Origin of the sequence: Pseudomonas brenneri, from assembly GCF_007858285.1 — a bacterium.
Taxonomy (GTDB): Bacteria; Pseudomonadota; Gammaproteobacteria; order Pseudomonadales; family Pseudomonadaceae; genus Aquipseudomonas; species Aquipseudomonas brenneri.
The window spans coordinates 15,348-40,265 of sequence record NZ_VFIL01000012.1; the positions used below are offsets into that span (position 1 = coordinate 15,348).

The 24,918-nt window shown below is 60.9% G+C and carries 21 protein-coding genes; 8 read left to right on the forward strand and 13 right to left on the reverse strand.

All coding sequences use genetic code 11. The features are described from left to right. Positions 1-28: 28 nt before the first annotated feature. On the forward strand, positions 29-2,374 hold the full coding sequence (fecA, locus tag FJD34_RS22985; RefSeq protein WP_090293026.1) for a TonB-dependent Fe(3+) dicitrate receptor FecA: 2,346 nt from the start codon (positions 29-31) through the stop codon (positions 2,372-2,374). A gap of 198 nt (positions 2,375-2,572) precedes the next feature. Here fecA and FJD34_RS22995 read toward each other — a convergent pair whose 3' ends face one another. Then, the gene (locus FJD34_RS22995; RefSeq protein ID WP_032857663.1) at positions 2,573-2,980 is read right to left on the reverse strand and encodes an HPF/RaiA family ribosome-associated protein; all 408 of its coding nucleotides are present in this window, start codon (positions 2,978-2,980) and stop codon (positions 2,573-2,575) included. Positions 2,981-3,192: 212 nt separating this feature from the next. Further along, positions 3,193-4,140, reverse strand: coding sequence for a LysR substrate-binding domain-containing protein (locus tag FJD34_RS23000; RefSeq protein ID WP_032857665.1), 948 nt, complete (start codon positions 4,138-4,140; stop codon positions 3,193-3,195). 137 nt (positions 4,141-4,277) lie between these two features. Between FJD34_RS23000 and FJD34_RS23005 the strand changes: the two genes are divergently transcribed. The 3 genes from FJD34_RS23005 to FJD34_RS23015 all read left to right on the forward strand — a co-directional run bounded on the left by FJD34_RS23005 (position 4,278) and on the right by FJD34_RS23015 (position 7,579). Further along, entirely contained in the window at positions 4,278-5,654 is a 1,377-nt protein-coding gene (locus tag FJD34_RS23005; RefSeq protein WP_065944281.1) for an L-serine ammonia-lyase, read from the forward strand. 60 nt (positions 5,655-5,714) lie between these two features. Further along, positions 5,715-7,004: a serine/threonine transporter gene (locus FJD34_RS23010; protein WP_032857667.1), complete on the forward strand. Its 1,290-nt coding sequence runs from the start codon at positions 5,715-5,717 to the stop codon at positions 7,002-7,004. Positions 7,005-7,261: 257 nt separating this feature from the next. After that, the gene (locus tag FJD34_RS23015; RefSeq protein ID WP_029295538.1) at positions 7,262-7,579 is read left to right on the forward strand and encodes a DUF3509 domain-containing protein; all 318 of its coding nucleotides are present in this window, start codon (positions 7,262-7,264) and stop codon (positions 7,577-7,579) included. A 1-nt stretch (position 7,580) separates the two neighbouring features. On the opposite strand, the gene FJD34_RS23020 is transcribed toward FJD34_RS23015, so the two are convergent. The 3 genes from FJD34_RS23020 to FJD34_RS23030 all read right to left on the reverse strand — a co-directional run bounded on the left by FJD34_RS23020 (position 7,581) and on the right by FJD34_RS23030 (position 8,846). Then, positions 7,581-8,030: a phosphate-starvation-inducible protein PsiE gene (locus tag FJD34_RS23020; protein ID WP_032857668.1), complete on the reverse strand. Its 450-nt coding sequence runs from the start codon at positions 8,028-8,030 to the stop codon at positions 7,581-7,583. A gap of 159 nt (positions 8,031-8,189) precedes the next feature. Then, on the reverse strand, positions 8,190-8,378 hold the full coding sequence (relB, locus tag FJD34_RS23025; RefSeq protein WP_032857669.1) for a type II toxin-antitoxin system RelB family antitoxin: 189 nt from the start codon (positions 8,376-8,378) through the stop codon (positions 8,190-8,192). 138 nt (positions 8,379-8,516) lie between these two features. Beyond that, complete coding sequence (locus FJD34_RS23030; protein WP_032857671.1) at positions 8,517-8,846, reverse strand: DUF6124 family protein; 330 nt, start codon at positions 8,844-8,846, stop codon at positions 8,517-8,519. A 429-nt stretch (positions 8,847-9,275) separates the two neighbouring features. Between FJD34_RS23030 and FJD34_RS23035 the strand changes: the two genes are divergently transcribed. Together FJD34_RS23035 and FJD34_RS23040 are read left to right on the forward strand one after the other, a co-directional pair. After that, positions 9,276-9,536, forward strand: a complete 261-nt coding sequence (locus tag FJD34_RS23035) for a YebG family protein (protein WP_010564043.1) — start codon at positions 9,276-9,278, stop codon at positions 9,534-9,536. 201 nt (positions 9,537-9,737) lie between these two features. After that, on the forward strand, positions 9,738-10,673 hold the full coding sequence (locus tag FJD34_RS23040) for a hypothetical protein (protein WP_139115737.1): 936 nt from the start codon (positions 9,738-9,740) through the stop codon (positions 10,671-10,673). An 81-nt stretch (positions 10,674-10,754) separates the two neighbouring features. Here FJD34_RS23040 and FJD34_RS23045 read toward each other — a convergent pair whose 3' ends face one another. After that, positions 10,755-11,774: a Leu/Phe/Val dehydrogenase gene (locus FJD34_RS23045; RefSeq protein WP_032857674.1), complete on the reverse strand. Its 1,020-nt coding sequence runs from the start codon at positions 11,772-11,774 to the stop codon at positions 10,755-10,757. A 188-nt stretch (positions 11,775-11,962) separates the two neighbouring features. On the opposite strand from FJD34_RS23045, the gene FJD34_RS23050 reads away from it, so the two are divergent. Further along, entirely contained in the window at positions 11,963-12,766 is an 804-nt protein-coding gene (locus tag FJD34_RS23050; protein WP_090293024.1) for a SirB1 family protein, read from the forward strand. A gap of 82 nt (positions 12,767-12,848) precedes the next feature. Here FJD34_RS23050 and FJD34_RS23055 read toward each other — a convergent pair whose 3' ends face one another. From FJD34_RS23055 to hmgA, 4 genes are all read right to left on the reverse strand, one after another. Beyond that, positions 12,849-14,207 (reverse strand): MFS transporter, encoded by a 1,359-nt coding sequence (locus FJD34_RS23055; protein WP_032857677.1) that lies wholly within the window; start codon positions 14,205-14,207, stop codon positions 12,849-12,851. Positions 14,208-14,275: 68 nt separating this feature from the next. Beyond that, entirely contained in the window at positions 14,276-14,911 is a 636-nt protein-coding gene (gene maiA / locus FJD34_RS23060) for a maleylacetoacetate isomerase (RefSeq protein ID WP_032857679.1), read from the reverse strand. A 12-nt stretch (positions 14,912-14,923) separates the two neighbouring features. Beyond that, positions 14,924-16,222: a fumarylacetoacetase gene (gene fahA, locus FJD34_RS23065; RefSeq protein ID WP_065944284.1), complete on the reverse strand. Its 1,299-nt coding sequence runs from the start codon at positions 16,220-16,222 to the stop codon at positions 14,924-14,926. A gap of 3 nt (positions 16,223-16,225) precedes the next feature. Then, positions 16,226-17,518, reverse strand: coding sequence for a homogentisate 1,2-dioxygenase (gene hmgA, locus FJD34_RS23070; protein WP_090293022.1), 1,293 nt, complete (start codon positions 17,516-17,518; stop codon positions 16,226-16,228). Between the two features lie 164 nt (positions 17,519-17,682). Here hmgA and FJD34_RS23075 point away from each other — a divergent pair, with 164 nt between their 5' ends. Continuing rightward, positions 17,683-18,471, forward strand: a complete 789-nt coding sequence (locus FJD34_RS23075) for an IclR family transcriptional regulator (protein ID WP_032857685.1) — start codon at positions 17,683-17,685, stop codon at positions 18,469-18,471. A gap of 49 nt (positions 18,472-18,520) precedes the next feature. Here FJD34_RS23075 and FJD34_RS23080 read toward each other — a convergent pair whose 3' ends face one another. From FJD34_RS23080 to FJD34_RS23090, 3 genes are all read right to left on the reverse strand, one after another. Next, entirely contained in the window at positions 18,521-21,061 is a 2,541-nt protein-coding gene (locus tag FJD34_RS23080; protein WP_032857687.1) for a LuxR C-terminal-related transcriptional regulator, read from the reverse strand. Between the two features lie 184 nt (positions 21,062-21,245). Further along, entirely contained in the window at positions 21,246-22,613 is a 1,368-nt protein-coding gene (locus tag FJD34_RS23085; RefSeq protein WP_032857690.1) for a DUF1329 domain-containing protein, read from the reverse strand. 30 nt (positions 22,614-22,643) lie between these two features. Next, positions 22,644-24,434: a DUF1302 domain-containing protein gene (locus FJD34_RS23090; protein WP_032857692.1), complete on the reverse strand. Its 1,791-nt coding sequence runs from the start codon at positions 24,432-24,434 to the stop codon at positions 22,644-22,646. Positions 24,435-24,918: the final 484 nt, after the last annotated feature.

The following is a 24,918-nucleotide window of genomic DNA, read 5'->3' on the forward strand; positions in this document are numbered from 1 at the left end:
GGATTCCCTTCTCTCAGGAACGTTCTTCATGCCCCAGCAACCGACTCGCCTGACGCCACTTGCCCGTACCCTGCGCCATTTGTTGCTGGGCGCCAGCCTCAGTTTCAGCGCCCTGCCCTACGCCATGGCGGCCGAGGCCAAGCCTTATCACATCGCCCCGTCATCCCTGGAGGCGGCGCTGAATCAATTTGGCCGTGAAGCCGGCGTGCTGATTTCCTTTGGCTCGCAAGTGACGGCCGGGGCGCAAAGCCAGGGCCTGACGGGCAACTACACCACTGAAGAAGGCTTGAATGCACTGCTCAAGGGCACCGGCCTGCAAGCCCGCGCCGAGGGTAACAATGCCTACAGCCTGCAACCGCTGAACGCCCCGGCCACCCTGGAGTTGGGTACCTCCAATGTGGTCGGCGACTGGCTGGGCGATGCCGCGCAAACCAATGTCTTCGAACACCCCGGCGCCCGTGATGTGATCCGTCGCGAAGAGTTCGAGCGCCAGGGCGCCACCCAGGCCCGCGATGTGCTCAACCGCATTCCCGGGGTCAATGCTCCGGAAAACAACGGCACCGGCAGCCACGACATGGCGCTGAACTTCGGCATTCGCGGACTCAACCCGCGCCTGGCGTCACGTTCGACCGTGTTGATGGACGGGATCCCGGTGCCCTTCGCACCGTATGGCCAACCGCAACTGTCGTTCGCGCCGATCAGCATGGGCAACATGGATGCGGTGGACGTGGTGCGCGGCGGCGGCGCCGTGCGTTACGGGCCGCAGAACGTCGGCGGCGTGGTCAACTTCGTGACCCGGGCGATTCCCGATGCGCCGACCGTCAAGGGTGGCCTGCAGACCGAGACCAGCCCGTCCTCCAGCCATGATGGCTTCAAGACCACCGGCAACCTGCTGGCGGGCGGCACCGCCGACAATGGCCTGGGCGGCGCGATTCTGTATTCCGGCACCCGTGGCGGTGACTGGCGCGAACACAGCGATACACAAATCGACGACCTGATCCTCAAGGGCAACTACCAACTGGATGAGGCCAACAGTTTCAATGCCATGGCCCAGTACTACGAAGGTCAGGCCGATATGCCCGGCGGTTTGAGCACTGCGGCCTACAAGGCGGACCCGTATCAATCCACCCGCCCCTACGACAAGTTCTGGGGTCGCCGTACGATGTTCAACGTCGGCTATCGCTACCAGGAAGACCGCCGCGAATTCACCGTCAACAATTTCTTCACCAAGACCTTGCGCAGCGGTTATCTGGACCAGGGCAGCTTCCTCTCGCTGTCCCCGCGCGAGTATTGGGTACGCGGCCTGGAAACACGCCTGGCGCAAGGCTTCGACCTCGGCCCGACCAGCCATGAAGTGGGCGTCGGCTACCGCTACATCAACGAAGCCGGGCACGAATTGCGCTACCGCACGCCGATCAGCGCCAACCAGCAATTGCCCAACACCGACAGCCGCAACGACCGCGATACCCGGGGCGGCACCGAAGCCAATGCGTTCTTTGTCGACGACCGGATTGATATCGGCAAGTGGACCGTGACCCCTGGCATCCGCTACGAAATGATCAAGTCGCAACAGACCAACAACCTGACCAACGTCAAATACAAGGGCGACTACAACACCGCCTTACCAGCGTTGAACGTGCTCTATCACCTGACCGACGACTGGAACCTGTACGCCAACACCGAAGGTTCCTTCGGCAGCGTGCAGTACAGCCAGATGCCCAACCGTGTGAGCAGCGGCGCGGTCAAGCCAGAAAAGGCCCGCACCTGGGAAGTCGGCACGCGCTACGACAACGGTGCGCTACGTGCGGAAATCGGCGCCTTCCTGATCAACTTCGACAACCAGTATGAAAGCAACCAGACCAACGACTCGGTAATCGCCCGGGGCGAAACCCGCCACCAAGGCATCGAGTCCAGCCTCAACTACGCCCTCGACGGCTTGAGCCCGGCGCTGGCCGGTTTTGATGTGTACGCCAGCTACGCCTACGTCGATGCAACCATCCGCGAAGACGGCCCGAACAAAGGCAACCGCGTGCCGTTCTCGTCCAAGCACAAAGGCACCCTGGGCGTGGGTTATACCGAAGGCCAATGGAAGTTGAACCTGGACAGCACCTACCAGAGCAGCCAGTTCGCCGACAACGCCAACACCCAGGCCGAAAGCGCTGATGGCAGCACCGGGCGCATCCCCGACTACATGCTGTTCAGCAGCCGCGCCGCCTATGATTTCGGCCCGCAGTTATCAGATTTGAATGTGGCGGTGGGGGTGAAGAACATCTTCAACACCCAGTACTACACCCGCTCGTTTGACGATAACAACAAGGGCAAATACGTGGGCGAACCGCGCACGGTGTACGTACAGACGTCGGTCGCGTTCTGACGGCCGGACTACCGGCTTTTTGTAGGAGCGAGCTTGCTCGCGAAAAGCTTAAGAACACCGCGTGCCCGCAGGATCTGCGCGTTATCGTTGACGCCCTTCGCGAGCAAGCTCGCTCCTACAGTGAAGCGTTCATCAGATACAAAAAAACGGGCCTGCATCTGCAGGCCCGTTTATTTGGGGTTGAAAAACACTCAGCAATCAGCTGTTAAGCGCAGCCTGTTCGTTTTCCAGGAATTCCTCTTCAAGCCCGGCATCATCGACTTGGTTGTTTGGCGTGCTTTTCTCTGCACGCGGCTTGCCCTGCAGCCTGCCGAACAGATTACTCAGCGCGTGTTCCAGCTTGGTGGCCGCCCCGTCGATCGCCTGCTCCAGGGTGTCGGCTTTCTGAAGCACCGAAATCGGTTGATGACCCTTTGGCCGCGCTTCCAGGCGGCAACTCAAATCGTGGGGGCCCGGCTTGTCGCCGTTCTCATCGCGCAGGTAAACCTCGACGCGGGTCAGGTCTTCTTCATAACGTTCGAGCGTGCTCTCAATGGTAGTACGTACCCACTCCTCCAGTCGGATGCTGCTTTCAATATGGTTGTCGCTGTTGACTTGGATTTGCATAGTGTTTCCCTTATTTCAGCTAGCTCGCCAGAGGTCACAACTGCAACACCGATGCGGTGAAACCATGACCTCTTGATTACACAATTGAGCACCTGACGGAACAATTCAACCCCTTTGCAAAGATAAATCCCACATTACAAATTAAGTCTGACAACCGCCCAAAGCGCTGTTATCGTCGGGAGTTGGGTACATCCTCCTACCTCAATAAATCCTCACAATTGCCCCTCTCCCAAGGGGTGCAATCCGCGAAAGATCCCCGCCTCTTCCACCAGCCAGTCATGCACCGCACGCACGCCCGGATGATTCAGCGCGCCTGGGGCATAGAGCAGCACATAACGTTTGTGATTCGGCACCGCGAGGCCGAACGGCACGATCAGGGTGCCACGCTCCAATTCGTCATTGAGCAGGGTTCTTCGGGCAATCGCCACGCCCATGCCGGCAATGGCCGCTTCGATGGTCAGGTGATTACGGTTGAAGGTGTGACCGCGCCGCACATCAGCGTCGTGATAGCCGATAGCGTTCAGGTAAAACTCCCACTCAGCGTACTCATAACTCCCACGCCAGGCGGTGATGTCGTGCAGCAGCGGGAAATGGGCCAGGTCGGCCGGCCCGTGCAGCGGCGGGCGCCCGCGCAACAGGCTCGGTGCACATACCGGGAATATCTGTTCGTCGAGCAAGGCTGTGGATAACAAACCAGGATAACTGCCGTCGTTAAGGTCGATGGCCAGGTCGAAGTCGCCTTCGTGCAGGGCAATGCTGCTGTCTTCAGCCACCAGGCGCAGTTGGATATCCGGGAAGCGCTGCTGCAAACGGGGCAAACGCGGTGTCAGCCATTTACCGAGGAAGGACGGAATGGAGCGCAGGCGCAAGGTACCGCTGATCATCCCCGCATCCAGGCGCTGCAACTCGGCATCGATGCTGCCGTAGGCCTCGCTCACCGTGATCGCCAAGCGCTGCCCCTCGGCACTCAATTCCACGCCGCGCGCGCGTCGATGAAACAGGCGAAAGCCCAGACGCTCTTCCAATTGGCGAATCTGCTGGCTGACCGCCCCTGGCGTGATGTGCAGTTCTTCGGCGCAACGGGTGAACGACAAATGCCGCGCAGCGCAGGCAAAGACGTGCAGCCAGACATAGGTCTGGGCATGAAGCGGGCGAGCCATAGAGTTTAGTCCTGCTAAAGGGTGTCTTAGGATAATTCGTTGGTCAGTGCCGATCTAGAGGCTCAGTATCGCGCCAATTCCGCTTGTCCTACAAAACATGGCAGCGATTCCTACTCCATTGCTTGTAAGGCTTTAGCATGGCTATCAGCGTTTTTGATCTATTCAAGGTCGGCATCGGCCCGTCCAGTTCCCATACCGTGGGCCCCATGCGGGCAGCGGCCACCTTCGCCCAGACCCTGATAGACCAGCAATTGCTGGAGCAAACCCAGCGCGTTGAAGTACGCCTGTACGGTTCTCTGTCCGCCACTGGCGTGGGCCACGCCACCGACCGGGCCTGCGTGATGGGGTTGATGGGCGAATGGCCAGACCGGGTGGATCCCACCTCCATTGCCCCACGCATCCAACAGTTACGCGAATCCGGCCGCTTGCTGCTTGCCGGTAAACAGGACATTGCCTTCAACTGGCAACACGACCTCCTGCTGCTGGATGAGAGCCTGCCTTACCACCCCAACGCCATGTCCCTGCATGCCTATGGAGAAAAGGGTCTGCTGAGCGAGCAAACCTACTACTCGGTGGGTGGCGGTTTCATCATCGAGGCAGCCGAGGCCGAGTCGGGCATTGCTCCCACAAGCGAAGTCGAACTTCCCTACGATTTTTCCAGCGCCGTTGAACTGCTGGCCCTGTGCAACAAACACGGCCTGCGGGTTTCCGAATTGATGATGGCCAACGAGCGCGCCTGGCGCAGTGACGAAGACATCCGTAGCGGCCTGCTGCATATCTGGTCGGTGATGCGCGAATGCGTCGAGCAAGGCCTGCGCGACGAGGGCATCTTGCCCGGCGGTCTGGATGTGCCGCGTCGTGCCGCCAAGCTGCACCGCAGTTTGCTGGAAATCGGTAAACCGAATGTGATCACTTCAACCTTGTCGGCCATGGAATGGGTCAACCTGTTCGCCCTCGCCGTCAACGAAGAAAACGCCGCCGGTGGGCGCATGGTCACCGCCCCCACCAACGGCGCAGCCGGGATCATCCCGGCGGTGTTGCACTACTACATGAAATTCAACGCCGACGCGTCTGATGATGATGTGGTCAATTTCTTCCTGGCGGCGGCCGCCGTCGGCATCCTGTGCAAGAAAAACGCCTCGATCTCCGGCGCCGAAGTCGGCTGCCAGGGCGAGGTCGGCTCGGCTTGCGCCATGGCCGCTGCGGGCCTGGCGGATATTCTCGGCGCCACCCCTGAGCAACTGGAAAACGCCGCTGAAATCGGCCTGGAGCACAACCTCGGCCTGACCTGCGACCCGGTAGGCGGCCTGGTCCAGGTGCCGTGCATCGAGCGCAACGCGATTGCCGCCGTCAAAGCCATCAACGCCACGCAAATGGCCCTGCGCGGTGACGGCAAGCACTTTATCTCCCTCGACCGGGTAATCCGCACCATGCGCGATACCGGCGCCGATATGCATGACAAATACAAAGAAACTTCACGGGGCGGCCTGGCCGTGAACTGGGTGGAATGCTGAGGAGCATTCCCTGACCGCCCCAACGTGAGCCCGCGCAAAAATAATAACGAGGCAATAACGATGACCGATGTACGTACACCTGCTGCCGAAAATCCCGCTTCTGTCACGCAAACCGTAACAACCGGCTGGAGCAAGCACGACACCACCTGGATGCTCGGCCTCTACGGCACCGCCATCGGTGCCGGCACCCTGTTCCTGCCGATCAACGCCGGGGTCGGTGGCTTCTGGCCGTTGATCATACTGGCGCTGCTGGCCTTCCCCATGACCTTCTTCGCCCACCGTGGGCTGACGCGTTTTGTGCTGTCGGGCAAATCCGGCGACATCACTGACGTGGTGGAAGAACATTTTGGCGTCGGTGCCGGCAAGCTGATCACCCTGCTCTACTTCTTCGCCATCTTCCCGATCCTGCTGGTCTACAGCGTCGCCCTGACCAACACCCTCAGCAGTTTCATGGAACACCAACTGCACATGACGCCGCCGCCACGGGCGATCCTGTCCCTGGTGCTGATCCTCGGCCTGATGGCCATCGTGCGTTGCGGCCAGGGCGTGATCGTCAAGGCCATGAGTGTGCTGGTCTACCCGTTTGTCGCCGCCTTGCTGTTGCTGGCACTGAGCCTGATCCCCAACTGGAACGGCGCGTTCTTCGCCTCGGCCAGCGAGGGCATGCCGCTGCCGGCATTCTTCAAGACCCTGTGGCTGGCGATTCCAGTGATGGTGTTTTCGTTCAACCATTCGCCGATCATCTCGGCCTTCGCGGTAGACCAGAAGCGCGTGTACGGCGCCCAAGCTGAACGCAAGAGCAGCGGCATCCTGGCCATGGCCCACGGCATGATGGTGCTGACGGTGATGTTCTTCTGCTTCAGCTGCGTGCTGGCGCTGTCGCCGGCAGATCTCGCCGCCGCCAAGGCACAGAACATCTCGATCCTGTCCTACCTGGCCAACCACTTCCAGACCCCGGTCATCGCCTATGCAGCGCCGTTGATCGCGCTGGTGGCCATCACCAAATCCTTCCTCGGCCACTACATCGGCGCCAGCGAGGGCTTCCAGGGCCTGATCGTCAAATCCCTGCGCGGACGCAACCGCACCTTATCGGCGCGCTGGCTGGAACGTTGCACCGCCGTGTTCATGATCCTCAGTTGCTGGGCCGTCGCCACCTTCAACCCAAGCATCCTGGGCATGATCGAAACCCTGGGCGGGCCGATCATCGCGTGCTTGCTGTTCCTGATGCCGATGTATGCGATCCGCCGCGTGCCATCCTTGCGCCAGTATTCGGGCCAGGTGTCCAACGTGTTTGTGGTGCTGGTCGGGTTGATTGCGCTGTCTGCGGTCATTTTTTCGCTGGTGCCCTGAAACAGATCACCCTGTAGGAGCGGGCTTGCCCGCGATGGCGGTATGTCAGCCACTGAATGGTTGGCTGATCCACCGCAATCGCGGGCAAGCCCGCTCCTACAGGGGTAACTCATCGTCTGAAAGATACCTGTACGGCACGCCCCTTGCTGTACACCCTCTGAAGGAAAACGGAGCTTGTGACCGGTGGTCAGGCAACACGAACCAATCCCGATACCGGTCGTCAATCAGTGCATGTTCTTATCAGGCGGTAACGCACCATGGACAATCCTTTTCAGCTGATCACCGACACGTTCACCCCAAAATACCGGGTCAACCTGAGCATCCAGCGCCTGGACGGCAGCATCATGCTGACCCTCTCCGACGACAGCGGCGTGGTTGCCAAACGCATGATCAGCGCCGAACAGCGCAACGACCCACAACGCCTCAAACGCCTGGTGCAAAGCGTGCAATTCGGCATTGCGATTGAACAGGGACACAGCGCCATGGAGATTCTGGCGGTGATGACCGACGGCGACAGCCACAAACTGCTGCAGCGCCCGCCGAGCAACCGGCCGCCGATCACGGCCGGACTCTGACTCAGGACTCGGACTTTTCCTTGACCGATGGGTAACGTGACGACGCAAAACGCACCACCAGGATGGCAAACGCCAACAACAAAATCCCGCCACACAGGTAAATAATCCCCAGGTCCGGGGCGTTGTGGTGGGACACGTCGCCGATCAGCAGACGGGTCAATGCGGTAATTGCCACGTAGAGCAGGAAGCGGATGGGCATGTGGTTGGTCTTGAAATAGATCCCCACCATGGCGCCCAGCTCCAGGTAGATAAACAGCAGCAGGATGTCATCCACACTGATGCCGCCTTTTTGCAACATGTCGATAAAGGTCATTATTGCCGCATAGGCGGTGATTGCACCGATACCAAACAGCGCCAGATAGTGAAACGCCTCCACCGCCAGATTGCCCAGGGAATCTGCGTTCGCGTGCAAGCTTTTGCGCACTTTGTCGGCCCACTTCATTTCTGTCATTGCTCACCACCACTGTTTAAAAATAGCCAACCCGGCCAACACCTGCCTCGTGCCTCACGGCGGATCGGATAATGCCCGTTCGGCGTGACGATAGTTAGGCATGCAGAAAAAAGGCCAGGGATTGCAGAGTGAGATGATAGCCAGTTGACATTAGGCACTTCAATCAACGGAATGCTTTGCGACCTTGGCGTCAATCAGGGCCCGCATTTCTGCCATGACCTGATCATGAGGGATGCCTGGGTGACCGTCATCCAGAGCTGCTTGAACTTGAATGCGAAACCAGCGGTCGTAGCTGTCGACTTGCTCTTGGCTATCTGCGGGGAAATCTGAGGAAAAGGAAGTATCCATAAAAACTCAAAGCCTATACCAGTTTTGTAAGAGCTGGCTTGCCAGCGAAGAACCTGAGAACCGCGCGGGGTATCAGGCACCCTGCGTTATCGTTGACGATTTTCGCTGGCAAGCCAGCTCCTACAGATTGGCATTAACTTATGCGACCTGCTCCAGCGCTCGGTCCACCAGCAAACCGCTCATCTCCACCAACTGGTGAACCGCCAGCAGCAAGCTGCGCTGTGAGCCATCAAGGTCGAATGCCAGTGTGCTTGCCATTTCACGGGCACTGTTCAAGGTTTCGCTGGCGTTGACCAGTAAGGTTTGCGTATCAGCCCGAGGCGTTACGCTGAAAAGCGTCGCGGGCGGTTCCGGAGCAGGTTGAGGCGATTCAGGCCGCAGGTAGTGATCAATGGCCCGATTAGCTGCTGCTTGCAGCCGAGTGTCATTGCGTGAGTTGTCTGGGGGGTTGGGGGAGTTCTTTTTCATGGCGTATCTCTTCTTAATCGAATGGATATCCACCGCCGTCTGCCGCCAAGCAGATTGGGTGACGGATTGCACAAGGTTGGCGGACCGGTAAGAAGAAACCCAGCACCCCGAAGGGTCCCTGCGCAACCCGCCATGACACAAGAAAGCAGGCGTAAAAACGCCAGCAGTCTTATTGGGGGTTATTGCGCTATCTTCTACCGGGCCGCCAAGCCCACTCGCTGCATACGCAGCGCCCGAGGAAGGTAAGCCACCGGACAAATCCAGCGCAACCCCGGCAAGTTGTCAGAAATTTCCGCTGTAGCAAAGCCCCATTTCCCGACTACATTAAAAAGCTGCTACCCAAACCCCCTGGATTGGCTTATTCTTTTAGCTGTATATAAATACAGTAGTCGCAATAGACAACTATCGTGAAGGCATGTGAGGTGGTGAATGGCCGTCGAAGTGGTATACCGCAGCAGCCGAGATCTGGAGCGTTTGTTCATGGATAAAGCCGAAGCTGACCGTCATGACAAGATGCTTGAACTCGCTGAGTTGCTGGCAGAAGTGTTGCAAAAAGCCGTGCCGTCCCTGAGCGAGCAGCAGGTGGAGGAAGCCGGGATCTACATGGCGAAGAATCGCGATGTGTTTGCCAAGGCGTTCAAGAGCCAGCCGGACGCGTTGTCCGAATTGCTGAACCCTCCGGCGGAATAACGCCCGAATCTAACAGGCCCTGACCCGATGGTTCAGGGCCATTTTTATGTGCAGTAGTCCAAACTAGTCCCCTTGCTGGAACCCGAATGTCGTGCCCGCCACATAGTGGATATGTCGTGGGCAATTTCGCTCACTCGGTGAAAGCATACTCTGCGAACGTGCGCCGACACTCTGACAGTGCTCGCAGAAAGGGGAGGATGGATGGATAGTTTTTCAGCCTCAGACCGTGGTGGGAGGCCGTTTTACACAGAGGGAAAACCTGCTGCATTCCAGTGGGGAGCACAGGGGCAGCCGGTTGACCAAACAGCTCATCATCCCCCGTCAAGGGCCAATGTTGCCGCCCAGTCTCGGTCGATCAACTTTGGCCCGGGCAACTATACAGCTTCGCCATCTACAGCCATGTCTTCAGCGGCCCCGGCCTATAAGGAAGATCACCTTATACCGTCTGCCTGGAGGCGCGGTGGTACCCAGTCGCTTTTCGCCCCCTCAACGGCCTCATCCGCACGGGCGGAATATTCTGACGATTCCAGGTCTTACGACTCCAGTTCAGGCACAAAACCGAAGGATATCTGGGGTGGATTTACTCAAGGGGAAAACGGGGACTGTCTTACGATTTCGGGAATCAAGGCGGCAATGATGCGTTTTGGCCAGAAACCAGCTGACGTATTCAAGGAAGTAAAAGAAGCTGGCGACGGTTATGACGTAACGATGCGAGATGGCATGAAGGTGCATTTGTCCAAGGATGAATTGGAGCAGGCGACGGCAAACTCCAAGATCAAAGGTGATGATCCCGAGATGATGAAAGATGCAAACTTTATGTATGCCGTGAGTGCCAAACGGGCACAGATGGAAAATAACGATGGCACGGCTGCACAAAGTTTTGCTAAGGCGTTGGAAACGCTTAAAGATGGTGAAGATGGGAACGAAGGCCTCATGCGCCTGGGCCTGAAAGATCATATAAAACAGGGCTCCGTCAGTGACTTGCAAAATGGCGCAATCGGCATAGTGAACAGGGAGGTTACTAACCCCAAGGGAGAAACCGGTGGGCATTCGATGGTAGTTGTGAATGGTATTGAAGAGTTGTGGGGCACGCGAAATGGGCTAGTTACCCATGGCGATGTATTTCTCTTGACCTGACACCCTCCTCGCGGCGCTTAAGCCTGTTTCAATAGGTGTCCACGGCACAGGTCCTCGCTTGAAGGACCTTTTGACAGGCGTTCAAGAGTACAACAGGCGTTCGGCCAGTGCGTCCGCCACCCGTGCAGGCGAGCGTTTTTCGGCCTGGGCATGGCCGAAGATTTCGGTCAGGCGTGTGCCGATGTTCGACAGGTGCGCGGTGATGGTCGCCAGGTCTGCACCGCCGTGCTTGAGGGCGACGTAGATCAGGCCGCCGGAGTTGATCACGTAGTCCGGCGCGTAGAGGATGCCGCGCGCCTCCAATTGGTCGGCCACGGGCAGGTGGGTCAACTGGGCGCTGGCCGAGCCGGCGACGGCGGCGCAGCGCAATTGGGCGACGCTCTGGCGATTGAGGACGCCGCCCAGGCCGCAGGGCGCGAGGATGTCGCACGGGGTGCTGAGCAAGGCGTCGTTGGCAATCGGGTGGGCGCCCAGTTGCTCCATGGCCAGTTGCACTTTGCCAGGGTCGATGTCGCTGACCAGTAATTCGGCACCGGCGGCGTGCAGTTGTTCGGCCAAAGCGTAGCCGACGTTGCCCAGCCCCTGGATTGCCACGCGCAGGCCTTCCAGGTTATCGCTGCCCAGGCGGGCCATGGCGGCGGTGCGGATGCCGGCGAATACGCCCATGGCCGCATGGGGTGAAGGGTCGCCGGAGGCGGTGGTACTGGTGACGAAACGGGTGTGCTGGGCAATGCAGTCCATGTCGGCCACGGAGGTGCCACTGTCGATGGCGGTGATATAGCGGCCATCGAGTTGCTCGATGCATCGGCCAAAGGCTTCGAACAGCGCGGCACGGCTTTGCACATGGGCCGGTCGGACGATCACCGCGTTGCCACCGCCCACCGGCAGACCCGCCAGCGCGGCCTTGTAGCTCATGCCTTGGGCCAGGCGTGCAGCGTCGGCCACGGCGCTTTCGTCGTCGGGGTAGGACAGGTAACGACAGCCGCCCAGGGCCGGCCCCAGGCGACTGCTATGGATGGCAATGACCGCCTTCAACCCGGTCACCGGGTCAACGCTCAGGTGCAGGGATTCAAGGCGGGTGCTGTGCATGAGAGCAAACATCGTCGTCGAGCTCCCGAATCACTTCTAGTTGTCGCCAAGTATAGGCCGACGGCAAAAGGTTGCTGGAATGCGCGGGAATAAGCAGGCGGTAATTACAGGCTTTGTGACATAACCCGGTAGGTGGTTTCTCAAGAAGCTGGACGAAAGTTCTCGGCAAGGCTAAAACGGGACATCCGTCGGAGAACGTTATGAATCCCCGCCAAGCCTTTTTCGAATGTCTACACCGCTCGCCTCCGGCGCTGTTTGAAGCTGCGTTATGGATCGCTGCCGAGCACGACCCGGCCGTGGTCCCACAAACGATCCTGGCTGACTTCAACCTGCTGCAACAACAGGTCAGCCTCGGCATGCCGCTGTTGCCCGCCGATGAATTGGGCCAGCCATTGCTGCGGATGATGAATGAACTGGGGTTCGCCCAGGATGACTTTACCCCCTTGCGCCCCGCCGCCGCGCGGGTGGACAAGGTCTTGCAGCGCCAGCGCGGGCAGCCCCTGGCCCTGGGCCTGATTGCCCTGGAATTGGCGCGGCGTCTGGAAATCCCCATGGTGGGGGTGAACTTTCCAGGCCACTTTTTGCTGCGGGTGATCGGTGCCGATCATTTGCTTGACCCCTGTGGCGGGCGACGGCTGTACCCCAACGACTGCCGCGAACTGCTGCAACGCCAGTACGGTCCCAACCTCAAGTTGCAAGCCAATCACCTGCATAGCGCCGAACCGCGACTGATCCTGCAACGGCTGTCGCGCAACCTGCGGCAGTTGCACCTTACCCATGACAATCACCTGGCGGCGTTGATTGACGCTGAGCGGGTGGTGGAGCTGGGCAACGCCAATGCTGCCGACTATCTGGCACGGGCCAGCCTGTATAAACATCTGGACTGCCCGAATGCCGAGCGTTTTGACCTTGAGCATGCGCTGTTGCTCAGCGAGGACCCGGTGCAGCGGCTGAGACTGACGGAACGCCTGGGCCACCTGCCACCTGGCGCGGTGGTGCATTGAAAGGGGCCGACCGTTAAACCGCGTCGCCCCCATCGCTGCCTCGCCGGGGCTCGACAGCTCCCACAGGTAAGCAGGGTGCTCCTCAGGTTTTGAGAATATCGCCACGCAGCGAATCTTTTGGCGTCGTGGCCCCGGGCGAACGCACCTGAATGATCAGCAACGCCGCAATCACTGCCGGAATCGCACAGAAGAAGAAAATCTGCTGCACCGGCACCTGCATCGCCAGCAGCATGCTGCCAAACAGTGGCCCCAGGATCGAACCAAAGCGCCCCACGCCCAGGGCCCAGCCGGTGCCGGTAGCCCGCACATGGGCCGGGTAGAAGTTGCTGGCAAACGCATTGAGGGTCAACTGGCCGCCAATGATGCAAAAGCCTGCGGCAAACACAAACGCCACCAGGTAGCGCGGGTTGTCATGGTTGAGCCCCAGCAGGATTGTGCACACCGCAGCGCCGGCCAACACTCCCGAGAGCAGGCGCACTTTGCTTTTCAGGCGGTCGGCAAACCAGGCCATGCCAATCGCGCCCAGGGTGCCGGCGAACAGGAACATCGAGGTCACCAGGTTGGCTTTGTTCAACGTCATGCCACTTTCCAGCAGCAGCGACGGTAACCAACTGATCATGAAATACAGCAGGATCAGGCTGACAAAAAAGGTCGACCAGATCAGCAGCGTTGGCCGTGCATAACCGTTGCGAAACAACTCCACCACCGTCAGTTTGCTGCCCTGCTCCTGGCGATTCTGTTCCTCGCTCGCCGCTGGCGCCTGCCAACCTGGCAGCATGCGCGCCGTGACTTTTTGCAGGCGCGTATAAGGCGGTGCATCGCGCAACAGGCGCGGCAGGGATTCAGGCAGTAGCCATGCCAGGAACGGAAACAGCAGTAGCGGCGTCACGCCCCCCGCCAGGAACACGGCCTGCCAGCCGAAGCTGTCGATAAAACCCGCCGCGACAAAACCACCCGCCGCACCACCGAAAGAGAAACCACACGCCGCCAACGTCACCATCAAGGTGCGCATGCGCGGTGGCGAATACTCCGACATCAGGGCCATGGCGCTGGGCATCGCCCCGCCCATGCCAATGCCACAGATGAACCGCGCGACCATCAGCGTTTCGAGGGAATTGGCGAACACCATCAACACCGTGAGGCTGGCATAGATCAGTACGCAAGCGAGCAGGATGCGGCGCACGCCGAAGCGGTCGGCCAGGGGTGTCACGGCCAGGGAACCCAGGGTCAACCCCAGCAGGTTGGCGCTGAACACCGGGCCAAAAGCGGCTTTTTCCAGGCCCCAGTCCTGGGCCAGCGCCGGAACCACGTAGCCCAGCACCTGGGCGTCGTAGCCATCGGTGACCAGCAACAACGCCAACAACAGGAGAATCAACCACTGGTAGCGCGACACCGGACGGGCGTCGAGTGCCGCGCGAAAGCTGGCAATCTGATTGTGCATCGCAAGGTACCTGTATTGTTTTTATGGGTATCACTTGTGGGAGCAGGCAAGCCAGCTCCCACATTGATTTAGGGGGTGTCAGGTTGGTTTGCGGGGTGGGCCTGGATGAATGCGGGGTGTTTGGCGGCCAATGCAGCGACCCGCAGGATTCGTGGGTAGCCATCCAGTGCCACCTTGAAGCGCTCTGCCGCATACAGCTGCGGAATCAGGAATGTATCCGCCATCCCCGGCTGCTCGCCGAAGCAGTAACCCTGATCGCCGATCAATTGCTCCACCGCGCCCAGGCCCTGGCTGATCCAGTGCCCGATCCACTCCAGCAACTGCGCCTCGTCATGCCCCCACTGGCGCAGCAGGTTCTGGGTACTGGAGTTGTGCAGCGGGTGAATGTCACAGCCGATGATCGACGCCACCGCGCGCTCATGGGCACGCATCGCCAAGTCCTTGGCGAGCAGCGGCACCTGTGGATAACGTTCGTCCAGGTACTCGATGATCGCCGGCGACTGGATCAACAGTTCGCCTTCGTCGGTACGCAAGGCCGGCACCCGGCCCTGCGGGTTGATCGCCAGGTACTCGGGCTGGCGGTTGGCGCCACCCTTGGGCACCAGCAGGTTGACCGGCAGCGCGGTGAAACCCAGGCCCTTGAGCGCCAGGGCAATCCGCACCCGGTAGGACGCCGTGGAACGGTAGTAGGTATAGAGTTCCATGCCCCTGCCCTCTTAGCGCGCCGCGACCACAGTGCCACGGCATTCGCCAAAGCCGATGGAGGCAAATCCATCACGCTGGCAGCGGGCACGCAGGATGATTTCGTCGCCGTCTTCAAGAAACTTGCGCACCTCACCGGAGGCCAGTTCGATTGGCTTTTTCCCGCCTTCGGTGATTTCCAGCAGGCTGCCGAACTGGCCTGCCGCAGGGCCCGACAAGGTGCCCGAACCAAACAGGTCGCCGGCCTGCAGTTGGCAGCCGTTGACGCTGTGGTGCGCCACCATTTGCGCCACGGTCCAGTACATGTGCTGGGTGTTGCTCAGGGTCAGGCGATGGGCTGGCAGGTTCTGCTCGCGCATCGCGGCGGTGGTCAGCAGCACTTCCAGTTCGATGTCAAAACCGCCGCCGGCTTGATCGCGCTTGTCCAGCAGGTACGGCAGCGGTTGTGGGTCGCCGGCCGGGCGGGCGGGCTGGGCCTTGCGGAACGGCTCCAGGGCTTCGGCGGTGACCACCCACGGCGAGATGCTGGTGATAAAGCTTTTTGACAGGAACGGCCCCAGCGGCTGGTATTCCCAGGCCTGGATGTCCCGGGCCGACCAGTCGTTGAGCAGGCAGAAACCGGCGATGTGATCGGCCGCATCACCAATGGCAATCGAGTCGCCCATGGCATTGCCCTGGCCGATCCAGATCCCCAGTTCCAGCTCATAGTCCAGACGCGCGCAAGGGCCGAAGGTCGGTTCGGTCTGGCCGGCTGGCAGGGTTTGCCCCTTGGGCCGGCGTACGTCGGTGCCGGACGGGCGAATCGTCGAAGCCCGGCCGTGATAACCGATCGGCACGTACTTGTAGTTAGGCAGCAACGGGTTGTCGGGGCGGAACAGTTTGCCGACGTTTTGCGCGTGTTCGATGCCGACGTAGAAGTCGGTGTAATCGTTGATTTTCGCTGGCAGGTGCATCTGGCAATCGGCAGCCAGTGGCAGCACCTGGGCGCCCAGGCCTTGCAGTTGCGCTTGCTGGTTGCTGCCCTCGGCGAGCAGTTCCAGCAGGCGGGCCCGCAGGGCAACCCGTGGGGCACGGCCCAGTTCGAAGAAGGCGTTCAATTGACCGTCCGCCATGGCGTCGACGGCGCGGCGGGCATCCCCGTCAAACAGCTCACGGGCCGCTTGCAGATCAAAAATATGTTCGCCAATCGCCACACCACTGCGCGGTGCCGAACCGTTGAGGCTGAAGATGCCCAGGGGCAGGTTCTGCAGGGGGAAATCCGTGTGACCGTTGGCCGAGGCCACCCAACTACGGGTGAGAGTGGACTGAGTCATGGTTTATCTCCGATTCGGGTTGAAGGTTGCCGGCAACGTGGCCCAGCAAGCGTCGTAAGTGTTTTGCAGTTGCGGGCAGTCCAGGGCAAAGCGGGTCGGGCGCAGCACCTGGCTGGTCTCGAACATGAAGGCCATGGTGTTATCGATCTTGTGCGGCGCCAGGTCCGCGGCGATGGCCTTGGTGCAGGTCTCACCATCCGGGCCGTGGGCGCTCATGCAACTGTGCAGCGACGCGCCACCCGGCAGGAAGCCTTCGGCCTTGGCATCGTAGGCGCCCTGGATCAGGCCCATGTATTCGTTCATCAGGTTGCGGTGGAACCACGGTGGACGGAAGGTGTTCTCGGCCACCATCCAGCGCGGCGGGAAGATCACGAAGTCGAGGTTGGCCAGGCCGTGGACGCTGGTGGGCGAGGTCAACACGGTAAAGATCGACGGGTCCGGGTGATCGAAACTCACCGTACCGATGGTGTTGAAGCGGCGCAGGTCGTATTTGTACGGCACGTTGTTGCCGTGCCAGGCCACCACGTTCAGCGGCGAATGGTCCAGGGTGCAGCCCCACAGCTCGCCGAGGAATTTCTGCACCAGGGGTGTGGGTTGCGAGAGGTCTTCGTAGTGGGCGACCGGGGTCAGGAAGTCCCGCGGGTTGGCCAGGCCATTGCTGCCGATCGGCCCCAGGTCGGGCAGGCGCAGCGGTGCTCCGTGGTTTTCGGCGACGTAGCCGCGCGCCTGGGCATCCAGCAGCTCGATGCGGAACTTCAGGCCTCGCGGCAGCACGACGATTTCCAGCGGCTCGACTTCCAGCACGCCCAGCTCGGTGGCAATGCGCAGGCGACCTTGCTCGGGAACGATCAACAGTTCGCCGTCGGCATTAAAGAACACCCGCTCCATGGAGCGGTTGGCACAGTAGTGGTAGATGCTGATGCCGGAAGGCTTTTCAGCACCGGCGTTGGCCACCATGCCCACCAGCCCATCGATAAAGTCGGTAGGTTCTGCGGGAATCTCCAGCGGGTTCCAACGCAGGCGGTTGGGCGTGACCTCGCCCAGCGGGCCACCGGCCAGTTGCCGTTCCAGCTTGATAAATGCAGGGTGATTGGCCGACGGCTGGATGCGGTACATCCAGGTGCGCCGGGCTTCGCTGCGCACCATGGTGAAGGCGGTGCCGGAGAACAGTTCGGTGTACAGCCCGTAGGGCGCTTTTTGCGGGGAGTTCTGGCCGACAGGCAGGGCGCCGGGCAAGGCTTCGCTGGCGAATTCATTGCCAAAGCCCGATTGGTAGGCCAAGGAATCAGGGGACATGATGCCTCCTCAAGTGGAGTGAACAGCACAACGCCGCCCTCTTGAAGAAGCCTGCGCACGCTGCCGTTATTTTTATCGTAATCCAATTACGCATAACGTAATTTGATTGGTAGGGAGCGTCAAGCTATAAAGACCGCCATTCGTCTCTGGGATACACGCCTGCCATGGAAAAGCCGCTCGCTACCCGCGACACCGGTAAACAGAAAGTCCGTTCGGCCGAGGTCGGCACCGACATCCTCAAGGCCCTGGCTGAACTGTCGCCGGCCACGTCCCTGTCGCGCCTGGCCGAACATGTGCAGATGCCGGCCAGTAAGGTCCACCGTTACTTGCAGGCCCTGATTGCCTCGGGTTTTGCCGAACAGAACACCGCCACCAACCATTACGGCCTGGGCCGCGAGGCCTTGCGCGTGGGGCTGGCGGCGCTGGGTAGCATGGACGTGCTGAAAGTCGCCACCCTGCCCCTGGCGCAGTTGCGCGATGAGTTGAATGAAACCTGCTTTCTCGCGGTGTGGGGCAACCATGGCGCGACCGTGGTGCATATCGAACCGGCGGTGCGCGCGGTCACGGTGGTGACGCAACTGGGGTCGGTGCTGCCGCTGCTCAGCTCATCCACGGGGCTGGTGTTCAGCGCCTTCTTGCCCGAGCGGGAAACCGTGGACCTGCGCGAACAGGAAATCCAGGCCGGCACCGCCCATGCACTGGCGGACAATCAGGCGCATGCGCAAACGTGCGAGCAAATTCGCCAGCGCGGCCTGCACTTTGTCCATGGCTTGCTGATGCCGGGGGTCGATGCGCTATCGGCGCCGGTATTCAATGCGATGGGGCAGGTGGTGGCGGTGATGACCGTGGTGGGGCCGACGTCGTTATTCCATGCCGATGAAGATGGGCCGGCGGCCAGGCAATTGCTTGCCGCGAGCCAGGCGGTGAGTTGGCGCATGGGCTACCAGCCCTGACAGAAACGCGAGCCCGCTCCCACATTTTGATCTGCATTGCCTGGAGTAATCAGGCCATCAGGCCCAGGGCCTTGGCCTTGGCCACTGCCTGGGTACGGCGCTCCACCCCCAACTTGCTGTGGATCCGCCGTGCATGGGTCTTCACGGTGTGCAGCGAGATAAACAACAGATCGGCAATTTCCAGGTTGGAATTGCCCAGCGCAATCAGTTGCAACACCTCCAACTCCCGTTGGCTCAGCGGGTTTTCTCCAGGTGCCGCCACCGTCTCCTGAGGTTCAAGCCCCAGCTCACTGAGCAGCCCAGGTTGGCGCAGGCGCAGTTCACGCACCGCCTGCTGCACCTGGCAGCGCGCCGCCAGGGCCAGCCCGTTTTGCAGCGAGCGCACCGCCAAGGCACGCTCCCCCAGTTGCCAGGCCACCTCGCCCAACACCAACTGCAACTCCACTTCCAGGCACTGCATGCCACGTTCGCGAGCGGTGTCCAGCAAGGCCATAAGCCGAGGGATCGGTTGATCAGCCTGGCGCAGCTTCACCTGAGCCAGCACCAATAGGTATTCCAGCCTGGGGATCAGCTCCAGGGTCGCCGGCGGCGCCTGTTTCGCCAGGGGGCCATGAAAGTGGCGCAGCACTCGGCTGACGGCTTCCAGGGTCAGTTCGGCGCGCCCCTGCTGCAACCAGAAATGCCCGCTGAGCAACAGCAACACGGCCCGGTAGACCGTGTCGGGAACATGCCGGCGCTGCATCAGGCGCTCGGCGTCGCGCAACTGGATAAATGCCTGGGCATAGTCGCCGCGGTTGGCCGCCAGCATCGCCAACCCGAGAAACCCATAGAGCACGCGTTTGTCCTGGCTGTGCAGGCACATGCCCAGGCCGGCTTCGAGGCACTCGGTGGCCAGGGCGTCGTGCCCCTGGCGCAATGCCAGGTGTCCACGCCGCAGGGCGATCCGGCCCATCAGCGGCCCGGCCTTTAGACGCTGCTGGGCCAGCATCGCCTGCACGCCTTCCAGCAGGCTTTGGGCCCGATACGGGGCGCCCCGCTGCTCCAGCAATTGCGCATGGTCAAGTTCCAGCACCGCCTCCAGCAGCAGTGAACCATGGGCCCGCGCCAGGCACAGCGCCTCGCGGTTCAGGGCCTGCGCCACGTCCAGTTCGCCGCGCAACAACGCTTGCTGGGTCAACCCGGACAGGCACATCAGGCGCGATGTCCAGGCGCTGTCCGGCAGATCATTCAAGGCATCGAGAAAATGCGCCCGCGCCCGCGCCGCTTCGCCTCCCAGGTGCAACAGCCAACCCCACTGCGCCTGCCAGCGCGCCAGCAAATGCCGTTGCAAGGCGGCCGTGGGTTGCGGGGTGAAACGCGCCAGTTGATCAATGCATTGCGCAGCCTGGTCGAAACGCCCGGCAAACAGCAAGGCAGCCGTGACCAGCCCCACCAGTTGCGCCGAGCCGAGCATCAACTCATCGCCGTGTTGCTCATGCAGGCGTAACAACAACACCGCATTCTGCTGGCGGAACAGGTCTTGGAAACTGAAGTGCTCCAACAGGCTGACCGCCACTTCGTATTCCTCAGCCAACAGCGCCTGCTCAAACGCCGCCTGCCAATCCTGCGCGGCGGTGAACCATTGGCAGGCACGCCGGTGCCAGGAGCGCCGGGCCGGCCAGGGTTCGTCGCGCAGCAGTTGGGCCAGGGGGGTGAAGACTTGCAGCCAGTCCGGCGAGTCTTCCCAGGGCTCGATAAACGCACCCAGGGCCTGAAGATCACGCAGGTAGTCGGCGCCATCGCCAAACCCGAACAAGTGCTCGCACAACCCCGGGTTGAAACGCGGCAGGTGCGCCAGGACACGCCAGGCTTCCTCCAGCTCGCTGGGCAAAGTGCTGAACAGTTCGTGTTGCAGGTAGTCGAGCAAGGTCTGCGAGCGACCATGCCAGGCGCCGCTGTCGGGATGGCTGTCGCCTTCAAGCAGGGCGATACGCACGCCGGCGCACCAGCCGGCGCTGAACTGCAGGACCTTGTCGGCGGTCTGCCCGGCACCGGCGTGATGCTCGATCAGTTGCTGGACCTCTTGCTGATCGAACGCCAATTCCGTAGTACCGCACTCCCACAGCTCATCATCGAGCAACAGCCGCGGCCAATTGCAGGCAGGCCGACGCCGCGCGCCCAGCCACCAGATCAAGGCCGGGCTGCTGGCCGCCAACACGCGATCGAGCAAAGCATCCAGGGCCGGCGCCGCCACCCGGCAATAGTCATCGAGAAACAGCCAGGCCGGCGCTTGCCAGCGGCTCAGGTCCAGCAACAGGCTGGCTTCGTCGACAAACGCCAGGCCCAGGCTTTGTGCCAGGCGCTGGCACAAATCCAGCGGTTCCAGGGCGGCGCCATTGAGTGGCAACCAATACACCAGGCAGTTTGCCGGAGCCTGCAGAGCGCATTCGGCCAACAAAGCGCTCTTGCCACTGCCGGCCGGCGCACACAGCAATTTCACCCGCGCCTCGGCATGGAGCAACGGCTCGGCCAGGCGTGGGCGCAGCAAATGGTGGCAAGACAAACGCGGCATGAATCCAGGGCGATCCAGGCGACGGGTCATGGCGGTCATTCCAGCGTCCCTTTTTTATTGTTATGCGGCGTGCGGTCTACCGTAGTCCTGTCAATGGGCGTTGTTGAAGAAGTATTCAGCGGGCTGATTGCCGGACATAAAAAAGCCGGGTTTCAAATGAACCCCGGCACAAAATCTGAATACTGAAACACGGCCAAATGTGGGAGCGGGCCCGCTCCCACAATCAGCGCACGCCGGAGGCGCGCAAGGCTGCCGGGGTGTAGTCCGCTGCCTTGGCTTTGAAGCCAACCACGAAGCTGCTCTTCTCCTCGTTCTTCATGCCCAGGGCGATGTAGCGCCCGGCGATGATGTCGTACAGGGTCTCGACGGTGTAGGCCGGGATCTGGTTGTTGTAGTAGAACTGCGCATGCCCTTCGGCCACGCGCCACAGTTGGCCACGACCGTCATAGTGGTCGGCCAGCGCCACCTGCCAGCTGTCTTCGTCGATGTACATGTGGCGCTTGGCGTAGATATGCCGTTCGTTTGGCTTGACCGTGCCGATCACTTCCCACACCCGGTGCAACTCGTAGCGGGTCAGGTCCTGGTTGATGTGGCCGGCCTTGATGATGTCGTCGTATTTGAGCGACGGCGAGTCGAGCTTGTAGGCGTTGTAGGGAATGTACATTTCCTTCTTGCCCACCAGCTTCCAGTCGTAGCGGTCTGGCGCGCCGGAGAACATGTCGAAGTTATCCGAGGTACGCAGGCCGTCGGATGCGGTGCCCGGCCCATCGTAGGCCACTTGCGGCGCACGCCGTACGCGGCGCTGGCCGGCGTTGTAGATCCAGGCCAGGCGCGGCTCCTTCACCTGGTCAAGGGTTTCGTGCACCAGCAGTACGTTACCCGCCAGGCGCGCGGGTGCGGTGACCGACTGCTTGAAGAAGGTCAGCACGTTGGCACCCTTGGCCGGGTCCATGTCCGGGATCAATTGCGGCACCGCCAACTCTTCCTCGAAGCGGATCGGCGTGTAGCTGCCGTTGGTCTGCGGGGTGGCCTGGGTGATGATGCGCCGCAGGTTGCCACCGTGGTAACGGGTGATGTGGTTCCACAACACCTCGACGCCAGTCTTCGGGATCGGGAAGGCGTAGTAACGGTTGCCGGTGAAGTTCTCCAGGCCGTTGCCGTCGTTGATCGACTTGACGTTGAGTGCGCTGCGCTTGATCGATTCGTAGATATCCTCGGGCAGGTTGACCGTACGGTGAGTGGTGTAGACCGGGATTTTGTAGGTCTCAGGGTAACGTTTGAACATCGCCACCTGCCCATCCGACAGCTTGTCCTTGTACTTGTCGACGGTGGCGGCAGTGATCACGAACAGCGGTTTTTCATTGGCAAACGGGTCGGCCAAAAAGCCCTTGCTGTCCACCGCGCCGGCGTTTTTCGGGATGCCACCGGTCCAGGCTGGAATCGAGCCATCGGCATTACCGGCCTTTTCCGCGCCCATCGGGGTCAAGGTGCTCCCCAGCTTGGCGGCTTCTTCCGGTGACACGGCGGCCATCACGTTGGCGGCCAACAGGCTGAGGGCCAGCACACCGCACTGCAAAATCATCTTACGCATGGTTGTTGTCCTTGTTCTTTTTAAGCCGAATCAGAAGTTCACGCCGAAGCTGAGGGCGAGGAAGTCGCGGTCGGTCAGGGTGTTGTAGTCACCGCCAAAAAAGTCGGTGTAGCTCAGGCTCGCGGTGTAGGTGTTGCGGTAGTCCGCATCGACCCCGACGCTGAGCGCCTTGGCTCCTTCGTTGAACAGGCCGTTGGGGCCGTAGCCCTTGACGTCATGGGACCAGGACAGGTTGGGCTTGAAGTTGATCCCGGCGATCACGTTGTTGTAGTCCAGGATCGCCCTGGCGCGATAACCCCAGGACGTCGCCGTGACGAAGCCATCGGTATCACCACCAAAGCCGTATTGGCCGTAGACCGAATCGCGGCCGTAGCGCAGTTTGGTTTTGTTCTCCAGCCCGCCGACCCGCACGATGGCCGCCTCGCCCACCACGGTCAGGCGTTCGGCGCCCAGTACCTGGTCGAAGAATTGGGTCATGGTGGTCTGGAACTGGGTGATTTCCTTGCGCCGGTAGCCCGTATTGTCGGCACCGAATGAGCTTTTGATCGGCGAGGCGGCGTTGCCGGCAATCGGGTTGACCAGGGCCAGGGTCAGGTCCGTGGTGTTGAGTTGCACGGGGGCGTTGGGGCGGTAGCTGATTTCCCCGGTCCAGGCCGTGCCGGTGGGCAGGGTCGTGGAGAAGCTGGCGCCGTACAGGCGAATGTCTTCCGGGTACTCCAGGTAGTACTGGCCGCGTCCGAGCATCACGCTCTGCGCCAGGCCGGCGCCGCTGCCGGGGGCAATGCCGTTGGCCGCGTTGATGATATTGCCGATGGTCGCAAGGTTAGTGTTGGCCGTGAGGGTGCCCACGGTCGGCGTGCGGCTGTGGTAGTTCATAAAGTACAGGCCGTACTCGGTGTCATCGCCAAGCCAGCGCAAGGCCATGCCGAACTGCCCGGAATCCCGTGCATCACGGTCGGCGGCGCGGCGCACGATCACCCCTTCATTGGTCACCCCAAAACCCTGGCCGAACGCGGCGGCCACCGGTTGCAGCGGACGGATCGCCGGGCTGCCGACGGTGTAGTTGTCGGTGCAGCCATCGGCCGCCACGTCACCCCCAAAGAAGGTGCCGCAGTTGTCCAGCACGGTCTGGTCCCATTCCAACTGGTAGAAACCTTCCACGGTCAGTTGGTTGGTCAGGCCCTGGGACGCGAACAGCATGTTGACTGGAATCAGGCCCTCCTTGATCTCGGCGCCCGGACGACGAAAGGCCGAGACGTCGATGGGGTTGATGCTGTTGATGGAGTTGCCGATGAAGGTACTTTCGCCCCAACTGACCACCTGTTTACCGGCGCGCACGGTGCCCGGCAGGTCCCCCAGGGAATAGTTGTGATAGACGAAGGCATCGAGGATCTGCGCACCGCTGGATTTGGAGCCTTCCTTGCGGTTGTGGTCGCTGATCGGCTTGAACTCGCGGTCTTCGTCCTTGAGCTCGAAGTCGTACCAGTATTTGCCCCGCACAAACACACCGGTGTCGCCGTACTTGAGCTCCAGGTCGTGCAGGCCCTTGAAGATTTTCGAGAACGTCTCGCCCTTCTTGAAGTTCTGGCGCCCATCATCCCCAGTGGAAGCCTGGCCACTGCCGCCATTGACCGTGCCCACCAGCTTGCGATCGGCATCGCGCATGCCCCAGCTGGCACCAACCGACAGCGACGAGTCGAATTGCCCTTCGATCTCGCCGATGTTGAATGAAACAGCCTGCGCCTGAACGCAGCAACCCAAAGCAACCGCAGCGGCCAGCGCCTGTGGCCTGAAGATGGCGCGCATTGTTGTTTTTGTCATGCGTCTTCCTAGGGTGGTGTGACAGAAGGCCCCACCCTACTGCCCGCCATCAGGAGCGATAAGCGCACCAAGGAGGTATTCGTTTTGTCGCTCGAAAGGATTAACACAGGCTCTAGCGTGGGTATTGGCGGGCCTATCGACGCAGTGGATGAAGCGCTATCAAGAGAATGGATAACCCCCTCTCCCTCCCGCCCCCTGTAGGAGCGAGCTTGCTCGCGAAGAACGTTAACGATGACGCGTTTTGCCTGGTTTAACGCGGCGCCCTGAAGTTTTTCGCGAGCAAGCTCGCTCCTACAGGGGGCAGGCACTGTTGTTGTTTTGGTAACAGTCCTTGTCCTGAATCAGTATTTTTCATTCCGTTACAAGGGACTATTCTTACCGAACTTTCAGAACAAACCATGTGTTTCCTGGAAGCCAGTCTTCAACAGATTGAAACGTATTTTCAGTCTGTTACCCGTGTTCACTGACGTTGATTTGTAGCTCC

Coding starts and splice junctions, on each gene's coding strand:
- fecA (WP_090293026.1), top strand. CDS start 29: ATGCCCCAGCAACCGACTCGCCTGACGCCACTTGCCCGTACCCTGCGC.
- FJD34_RS22995 (WP_032857663.1), bottom strand. CDS start 2,980: ATGCAAATCCAAGTCAACAGCGACAACCATATTGAAAGCAGCATCCGA.
- FJD34_RS23000 (WP_032857665.1), bottom strand. CDS start 4,140: ATGGCTCGCCCGCTTCATGCCCAGACCTATGTCTGGCTGCACGTCTTT.
- FJD34_RS23005 (WP_065944281.1), top strand. CDS start 4,278: ATGGCTATCAGCGTTTTTGATCTATTCAAGGTCGGCATCGGCCCGTCC.
- FJD34_RS23010 (WP_032857667.1), top strand. CDS start 5,715: ATGACCGATGTACGTACACCTGCTGCCGAAAATCCCGCTTCTGTCACG.
- FJD34_RS23015 (WP_029295538.1), top strand. CDS start 7,262: ATGGACAATCCTTTTCAGCTGATCACCGACACGTTCACCCCAAAATAC.
- FJD34_RS23020 (WP_032857668.1), bottom strand. CDS start 8,030: ATGACAGAAATGAAGTGGGCCGACAAAGTGCGCAAAAGCTTGCACGCG.
- relB (WP_032857669.1), bottom strand. CDS start 8,378: ATGGATACTTCCTTTTCCTCAGATTTCCCCGCAGATAGCCAAGAGCAA.
- FJD34_RS23030 (WP_032857671.1), bottom strand. CDS start 8,846: ATGAAAAAGAACTCCCCCAACCCCCCAGACAACTCACGCAATGACACT.
- FJD34_RS23035 (WP_010564043.1), top strand. CDS start 9,276: ATGGCCGTCGAAGTGGTATACCGCAGCAGCCGAGATCTGGAGCGTTTG.
- FJD34_RS23040 (WP_139115737.1), top strand. CDS start 9,738: ATGGATAGTTTTTCAGCCTCAGACCGTGGTGGGAGGCCGTTTTACACA.
- FJD34_RS23045 (WP_032857674.1), bottom strand. CDS start 11,774: ATGTTTGCTCTCATGCACAGCACCCGCCTTGAATCCCTGCACCTGAGC.
- FJD34_RS23050 (WP_090293024.1), top strand. CDS start 11,963: ATGAATCCCCGCCAAGCCTTTTTCGAATGTCTACACCGCTCGCCTCCG.
- FJD34_RS23055 (WP_032857677.1), bottom strand. CDS start 14,207: ATGCACAATCAGATTGCCAGCTTTCGCGCGGCACTCGACGCCCGTCCG.
- maiA (WP_032857679.1), bottom strand. CDS start 14,911: ATGGAACTCTATACCTACTACCGTTCCACGGCGTCCTACCGGGTGCGG.
- fahA (WP_065944284.1), bottom strand. CDS start 16,222: ATGACTCAGTCCACTCTCACCCGTAGTTGGGTGGCCTCGGCCAACGGT.
- hmgA (WP_090293022.1), bottom strand. CDS start 17,518: ATGTCCCCTGATTCCTTGGCCTACCAATCGGGCTTTGGCAATGAATTC.
- FJD34_RS23075 (WP_032857685.1), top strand. CDS start 17,683: ATGGAAAAGCCGCTCGCTACCCGCGACACCGGTAAACAGAAAGTCCGT.
- FJD34_RS23080 (WP_032857687.1), bottom strand. CDS start 21,061: ATGACCGCCATGACCCGTCGCCTGGATCGCCCTGGATTCATGCCGCGT.
- FJD34_RS23085 (WP_032857690.1), bottom strand. CDS start 22,613: ATGCGTAAGATGATTTTGCAGTGCGGTGTGCTGGCCCTCAGCCTGTTG.
- FJD34_RS23090 (WP_032857692.1), bottom strand. CDS start 24,434: ATGACAAAAACAACAATGCGCGCCATCTTCAGGCCACAGGCGCTGGCC.